Below are 1,725 nucleotides of genomic sequence, written 5' to 3' on the forward strand. Positions count from 1 at the left end.
TGTATAAGCAGTTGATTTCAGACTATCAGGCAGGCGAAATTGATTTTTCAAAGGTTACTACATTTAATTTGGATGAATATGCTGGTCTCTCTCCATCTCATCCGCAAAATTATAACCATTTTATGCATGAGCATCTTTTTCAGCATATCAATATGCAGCCTGATCATATTCATATCCCGCAAGGAGACAATCCGCAGCTTGAGGCGGCATGCAAAGTATACGAGGATCTCATCCGCCAGGCGGGAGGCATTGATGTCCAAATTCTCGGCATCGGCGCCAATGGCCATATCGGTTTCAATGAACCGGGATCTGATTTTGAGGACCGGACACGTGTTGTGAAGCTCTCGGAAAGCACGATACAGGCAAATGCCAGATTCTTCGGCGGCGATCCGGTGCTGGTGCCGAGACTCGCGATTTCAATGGGCATTAAAACCATCATGGAATTCAGCAAACATATTGTGCTTTTAGCAAGCGGCGAGGAAAAAGCAGACGCTATTCAAAAGATGGCTGAAGGTCCTGTCACGACAGAAGTACCAGCCTCCATTCTTCAAAAACACAATCATGTAACCGTTATCGCCGATTATAAAGCAGCTCAAAAATTAAAGAGTGCTCCATGCTCATAAAACAATAAAAGGAGACTGTCATGTTTAAAAAGGCATTTCAAATTCTGCAGCAGCTTGGCCGCGCGTTGATGACTCCGGTTGCCGTCCTGCCGGCAGCAGGTCTTTTGCTCCGTTTCGGAGACAAGGATTTACTGAACATCCCTATTATAAAGGATGCAGGCGGCGTTGTATTCGATAATCTCCCGCTGATTTTCGCCGTAGGGGTCGCGATCGGATTAGCCGGCGGAGAAGGTGTAGCCGGACTTGCCGCTGTCATCGGATACTTAATTTTAACCGTCACCCTCGACAATATGGGAAAATTACTCGGCCTTCAGCCTCCGTATGAAGGAGCCGAGCACCTGATTGATATGGGGGATTTCGGAGGAATCATCATCGGGCTTCTCGCCGCCTATTTATATAAGCGATTTTCATCAATCGAGTTGCATCCGGTCCTTGGATTTTTCTCTGGAAAACGCTTTGTCCCGATTATTACTTCCGTCAGTTCATTGGTGATCGGCGTCATTTTCTCATTCGTTTGGCCGCTGATCCAAAACGGAATTAACGCAGCCAGCAGTTTAATTGCCGATTCAACAGTCGGCCTGTTCTTTTATGCAACGATCTATCGTTTGCTGATTCCTTTTGGCCTGCATCATATTTTTTATACGCCTTTCTATTTTATGATGGGAGAATACACAGACCCATCAACAGGCAACACCGTAACCGGCGACCTGACAAGGTTTTTCGCGGGAGACACGACAGCCGGGCGCTTTATGATGGGGGATTTCCCTTACATGATTTTCTGTCTGCCGGCAGTTGCTCTTGCCATTATCCATACCGCGCGTCCGGAAAAGAAAAAAATGATCTCCGGCGTGATGATTTCTGCGGCGCTCACATCTATGCTGACCGGAATTACAGAGCCAGTGGAGTTTTCTTTCTTGTTCGTTGCGCCCGTGCTCTATTTGATTAACTCTATTCTTGCCGGCGTCATCTTTGTCGTTTGTGATTTATTCCATGTCCGTCACGGCTATACGTTCTCAGGCGGCGGAATTGACTACGTCTTGAACTACGGACTGTCTACAAATGGCTGGGTTGTCATTCCTGTCGGGATCGTGTTTGCTTTCAT

Annotated in this window: 2 protein-coding genes; both read left to right on the plus strand. The window is 47.0% G+C overall.

The features are described from left to right. The coding region (nagB, locus tag ACWHAR_RS20630) for a glucosamine-6-phosphate deaminase (protein WP_452087679.1) at positions 1-623 on the plus strand (623 nt) is incomplete at its 5' end. A 20-nt stretch (positions 624-643) separates the two neighbouring features. Next, positions 644-1,725: PTS transporter subunit EIIC (locus tag ACWHAR_RS20635; RefSeq protein ID WP_452087680.1), on the plus strand; the 1,082-nt coding region annotated here is incomplete at its 3' end.

The sequence above is a fragment of the Bacillus sp. LR--39 genome, assembly GCF_053613335.1.